Raw genomic sequence first — 5,369 nt, 5'->3', positions numbered from 1 at the left:
GAGCACTGGGCCAGTCGCGTGGTCGACTGGCTGGAAACGCGCGCGGACATCGATCCCGCGCGCATCGGATGCGAGGGCGTCTCGCTGGGCGGCTACTACTGCCCGCGGGCAGTGGCCATGGAGCCGCGCTTTGCCTGCGGCGTGGTCTGGGGTGCGAACCACGACTGGCGCGACGTGCAGAAGCGGCGGCTCGAGAAGGAGGGCAGCTTCCCGGTGCCGCACTACTGGTCGCATGTGTGCTGGGTGTGGGGCGCCAGGGACGTCGACGACTTCATGCGCATCGCCGAGGACGTGCACCTGGACGGCGTCGTCGACAGGATTCGCGTGCCCTTCCTCGTGACGCACGGCGAGAAGGACTCGCAGATTCCGCTGAAGTGGGCCCAGCGTACCTTCGAGCAACTGGTGAACAGCCCAAAGCGGGAACTGAAGGCCTTCACCGACCGCGAGGGCGGTTCCCAGCATTCCAGCTTCGACAACTCGGCCAACGCCGGCGCCTACATCGCCGACTGGGTGGCCGAAACCCTGGGCGGGCGCACGGCGCTGCCCGCTTTGCAGCCCACTCCGGAGACACGCGCATGAGCCACCGCAGATCCTTCCTTACCACTGCCTTGCTGGCGGGCGTCGCGCCTCTTACTGTGGGCCGCGCGTGGGCCGATGGCCTCTTTCCCCAACGTCCCATCAAGCTGGTCGTGCCCAACCCGCCGGGCGGCCCGTCCGACATCGTGGCGCGCTTCCTGGCCGAGTCCATGCGCGCGGAACTGGGGCAGCCCCTGGTGATCGACAACCGGCCGGGCGCCGCCGGGTTGATCGGAAGCGCGGCGGTGGCCAACGCGGCAGCGGATGGCTATACCGTTTTGGTGACCTCGCGTTCCAACCACATCGTCGCGCCATTGGTGCAGCAGGGCGCGCAAGTCGATCCGCCGCGCGACCTTGCGCCGGTCGGACTGGCGCTGCGTGCAGTCGGCATCCTGGCGACGCCGGGCAAGTCGCCCTGGCGCAGCCTGCGCGATTTCATCGCGCAGGCCAAGGCCCAGCCTGGCAAGCTGTTCTACGGCAGCGCCGGCATCGGGGCCACCAACCACATCGCCATCGAGCAATTCAAGGCGCTGGCCGGCATCGAGCTGGTCCATGTGCCCTACAAGGGCTCCGGGCCGCTCACCACCGGCCTGATGGCGGGTGAGGTGCAGCTGGCGCTGCTGGACTTTTCTTCGGCACAGCCCGGGCTCAAGGGCGGAACCATCGTGCCGCTGGCGCAGACGGCCGCGCGGCGGCTGGCTTCGATCAGCGACGTGCCGACGCTGGCCGAATCGGGCTTTCCCCGCTACGACCCTTCGTTCTGGATCGGCCTCGCGGCGCCGCGCGGCACGTCGCCGGAGGTCGTCGCGCGGCTGAACAGGGCGCTCGACAGGGCCTTGGCCGACACGCAGATGAAGGCCCGTGCCCAGGTCAACGGGTGGGAACTGGTGGGCGGTGGGCCGCAGGTGCTCGAAGCGACCATCCGCCAAGACATGGCGGACTTCCCGGCGCTCGTGCGGCGCCTGGATCTGAGGGCCTGACGCTCGCCTGCACAACCGACGACGGATCAATCAACAATGGWGACGAACCAATGACATCGAAGAACTTTTCCCGGCGACTACTGCTCGGCATGGCCGGCGCGCTGCTGGCAGCGGCAACTTTTTCCGCGAGCGCACAGTCGGCGTACCCATCGCGGCCGGTCAAGCTGATCGTCCCGTTCCCGGCGGGCACCTCGCCGGACGTGATCGCGCGCCTCTGGGGCGACGAGTTCTCCAAGGCAACCGGGCAGGCGGTCGTGGTGGAGAACCGGCCCGGCGCCAGCACCATCATTGCCGCGCAGGCCGCGGCGAATGCTGCACCGGACGGCTACACCTTGCTTTGGACGGTGAACAACACCTTCTCGATCAACCCCTATGTCTACAAGAAGCTCCCGTACAAGGCGGAGGACTTCGTTCCGGTGACTCGCATCCTCTCGGTGCCTTACGTGCTGGTCACATCGAACGACTCGAAGATCCGCACCTTGCAGGACCTGATCCGCGAGGCCAAGGCCAAGCCCGACACGATGACCTACGCGAGCGCGGGCATCGGCCAGGGCACTCATGTGGCCATGGCAAGGCTGCTCGGCCAGGCCGGCGTCTCGATGACCCACGTGCCCTACAAGGACTATTTTCTGCCGGACGTGATCGCACAGCGTGTCGACGTTGCCTTCGACGCCAGCACGGGCGCGATTCCGCAGGTGAAGGCGGGCAAAGTCCGGGCATTGGGCGTGTCGAGCGCGAAGCGCATCGATGGGCTGCCGGATGTGCCGGCCATCGCCGAAGTGCTGCCTGGTTTCGTCGGCGATTCCTGGCACGGCATTTTCGCACCCAAGGGGACGCCCGAGCCGGTGTTGGCGAGCCTGCTTGCGCAGTCGCAGAAGGTCGTTGCCATGCCGGCATTCCGGGCCAAACTCGAAGGTTATGGCTTGACGCCGGTGGGCGAGCCACCGGAAGCCTTCCGGCATTTCCTGGGCGAAGATGCACGCGCCTGGGCCAAGGTGGTGAAGGACAACAACATCACCGCCGAGTGATTTGGCGCTGGCATCTTTCATTTGAAAGGAGAATGCAGATGAGCTTTCCTCCCATCCACCGCGTGGTGACAGGGCATGACGACGAGGGCCGCGCCGTCGTGTCGAGCGACGGACCTCTTGCCACGGTGGTCGAACTCCAGGGCATCGAGGGTGTGGTGTTCCACGAGGTGTGGTCGACCGCGGGCACGCCCGCCGCCATCGACAATGGCCCGGACCCTACGCCCGGACCGCTGATGCTGCCCCCGCCGCGCAATGGCACGCGTATCCGCTTCGTGGACATTCCGCCGGACACGCCCGAGCTGCTCTCGCGCAGCGCGGCGGACATGCGGGCCGGTTTCCAGGAGATCGGCGATGCCGGCGCCTCGACCGCGGGCGACGCTGCGCCGCATCCGCTTATGCATCGCACCGAGACGGTGGACTATGGCATCGTGATCGAAGGCGAACTCACGCTGGTGCTCGACAAGGGCGAGGTGGCGCTGAAGGCCGGCAGCGTCGTCGTGCAGCGCGGGACGAACCACGCCTGGGCCAATCGCTCGGACAAGCCGTGCCGGATGCTCTTCGTCTTGGTGGACGGAGCGTACGACGAAGGCATTGCAACAACGCTTCGCGGGCGCAACTAGGAATGTTGCGCAGCTCCTTGTTTGCGGGGGAGTCGCCCTCGCGGACAGGAAAGGAAAGCGAGCTTTAGACTGTCTACTGTCCTTCGAATTTGGTTGCAGAATGACAGTGGTCGCCGAAACCCGACCTTGGCCCTTTTCTTGACTGACGTCCGGTCTACTTTGGAACTTGACCTCGGCGTCATCGTCATGAATCAGCATGGGTGGCAACGTACGAGCAGGGGCGACATCGTGCGCGAACGACAGCCTCCGCAAGTCGCGAATCAGAGCTTTGGGCCCGTTGATGACATACCCCTGAGCAAAGTTAGCCGTCCGAAACCTGAACTTCGAAACGTCGACGAGTGGGACTTGAGCTTTCGAGGTAGCTAACGCGCGACTTCCTCTGATTTGAAGCCGGACGTCAGAGAAAAGAACTCCTTCCTGTTGCACAGCATTCATGCGCTCTTCAAAGCGCTCCTATCCGAATGTTCGACGCAGAACGCATGGATGGGCTCGACTCGTCCGCGCAGCGCCAGCGCGCCAAGGTCGTGGATATGGATTTCCGGCGGCGGGCCGAGGGAGGCGAGCGCTTCCGCCGATGCGATGAAGAAGCATCCGACTTCGCGGGTCGCCTGCTCGAGGCGCCCGGTCGTGTTCATGACGTCGCCATGAAAGACAATCGCACGGCGCACCTGGCCGACCTCGCCGGCGACGACCTCACCCAGGTGCAGGGCCGCACGCARCTGCGGTGGCGCGCCAAAGCGTTGGACGAACCGGTTCGCGTCCGCGGCGAGCGCCGCGCGCATCGCGAAGAAGCAGCGCAACGCCCGCGCATCCGCAACGCCGTCAGCCTCGACCCAGGTGATGACGATCTCGTCACCGACGTATTGGTAGATTTCGCCGCGGCACAGCTCGATCGGTTCGGCGACTGCCGAAAACACCGAGGCGAGGAAGCGATGTGCCTCCAGCGCCCCGAGCCGCTCGGCGATTGCGGTCGAGCCCACCACATCGACGAAGAGGAAGAAGCGTCGCTCGGCGTAGGGCCGGCGATACTTTCCAAGCAGAAGAGCCATGAACGTGCGGTAGCCGACGAGGCCCGCGGCCTGAAACATCATCACCACGACGGCAACGGGCACGAGCGAGAGGCAAACCGCGATCAGCCCGGTGCGCGCGTTATAGACGGTGACAACGCCCAACAAGCGCKCTCCCGGCTGGCCGGCGAGGACCGCCCCTGCGATCGCGCCGTAGACAAGCGTCTTCAGGATAAACACCGCAGCGAACGGCAGCGCGTCGAGCCATCGCATCGAAGCGCGAGGCAGCAGGAAGATCTCGATGCCGGCGATCCATGAAGCCGTGAGCAGGGCGTGAATGACACCAATCGGTATCGAGATCAGCAGGGAAGCGAGCAGCGAGCGAGCGCCCGGTCCGGCAATCGCGCCGCCATAGACTGCACCGAAGCCCGCACCGATGACCGCGGCTATGCGCATGATGCGCATGAACCGCCGCAGTCGTTCGCGCGTGACGGCGGAAAGTGTGGCGATCATCTGCCCTCGAGTCTAAGGGCACCACGGCGAACGCCTGCCAGGCTCCATCGAGCAGGTGGTGTGTTGGGCGCACAAGATCCTTGGGGGCCGACAGCCGAGGCCTAGATCGAGGCCGGGGTCCTCAATCGCCTTATCTACTTGAACCAGCGGGTGCGAGCGGTCGTTCGCGAAGGTCCGGTCCTGGGCGGGACCGCCTGTTCGCCAATCTCGCCGATAGMAGGCCTTGGCCACACCCGCGTCGAAGGTCAGCTACAAGGTCCGGCTGCGAACTGGTGSTCGCGGCCAGCAGCGGGTGTTCTTGAACGTCCGGTTCATGCGCCCCTAAATCTGCGGCTCAGCGGATCGCGGCGGGGGCAAGTTGCCCACGAGATCGTTTGCCATCCTCGAACCACTGGACTTGACTCGCGAGCTACTTCCTCGGCGCATCCAGACCGACCGTCGCGGGCCCAAGCTCTGGTGGCTTGCGACGGCCGTGCTCGCGGCCAATTGCCTCTAATCCAGCAAGCGCGTATGTGTGCAGATGGGTGATGATGGCTTCGCGAGGCATCCGACGAACCTCGTCCAGCGGCCTAGGCGCGCCCCGTGCTGCGACCAGCAGCATTGAGCACGGCGCCAACACACTGATCACGCAGCGCACCAGTGCAG

The 5,369-nt window shown here is 65.6% G+C and carries 5 protein-coding genes and 1 pseudogene; 4 read left to right on the top strand and 2 right to left on the bottom strand.

Going from position 1 to position 5,369, the window contains the following annotated elements; all coding sequences use genetic code 11:
- From AC1DY5_RS40715 to AC1DY5_RS40700, 4 genes are all read left to right on the top strand, one after another.
- Positions 1–579: alpha/beta hydrolase family protein (locus AC1DY5_RS40715; protein WP_478120122.1), on the top strand; the 579-nt coding region annotated here is incomplete at its 5' end.
- Positions 576–1,556 carry a Bug family tripartite tricarboxylate transporter substrate binding protein gene (locus tag AC1DY5_RS40710; RefSeq protein WP_478120121.1) on the top strand — a complete coding sequence of 327 codons (981 nt, stop codon included), beginning with the start codon at positions 576–578 and terminating at the stop codon, positions 1,554–1,556. The genes AC1DY5_RS40715 and AC1DY5_RS40710, both read left to right, overlap by 4 nt.
- 50 nt (positions 1,557–1,606) lie before the next feature.
- Entirely contained in the window at positions 1,607–2,584 is a 978-nt protein-coding gene (locus tag AC1DY5_RS40705) for a Bug family tripartite tricarboxylate transporter substrate binding protein (protein ID WP_478120120.1), read from the top strand.
- Positions 2,585–2,622: 38 nt separating this feature from the next.
- Positions 2,623–3,204 (top strand): cupin domain-containing protein, encoded by a 582-nt coding sequence (locus AC1DY5_RS40700; protein ID WP_478120119.1) that lies wholly within the window; start codon positions 2,623–2,625, stop codon positions 3,202–3,204.
- Positions 3,205–3,635: 431 nt separating this feature from the next.
- Here the strand turns inward: AC1DY5_RS40700 and AC1DY5_RS40695 are convergent, their stop codons facing one another.
- Positions 3,636–4,724 carry an adenylate/guanylate cyclase domain-containing protein gene (locus AC1DY5_RS40695; protein ID WP_478120118.1) on the bottom strand — a complete coding sequence of 363 codons (1,089 nt, stop codon included), beginning with the start codon at positions 4,722–4,724 and terminating at the stop codon, positions 3,636–3,638.
- Positions 4,725–5,133: 409 nt separating this feature from the next.
- Positions 5,134–5,369, bottom strand: a pseudogene (locus AC1DY5_RS40690) (hypothetical protein); the annotation flags it as partial.

Source organism: Variovorax sp. P4_D9, assembly GCF_056401695.1.
Note: the sequence above shows the minus strand (reverse complement) of the source record. Positions and strands in the feature narration are given on the sequence as shown.

Coding starts and splice junctions, on each gene's coding strand:
- AC1DY5_RS40710 (WP_478120121.1), top strand. CDS start 576: ATGAGCCACCGCAGATCCTTCCTTACCACTGCCTTGCTGGCGGGCGTC.
- AC1DY5_RS40705 (WP_478120120.1), top strand. CDS start 1,607: ATGACATCGAAGAACTTTTCCCGGCGACTACTGCTCGGCATGGCCGGC.
- AC1DY5_RS40700 (WP_478120119.1), top strand. CDS start 2,623: ATGAGCTTTCCTCCCATCCACCGCGTGGTGACAGGGCATGACGACGAG.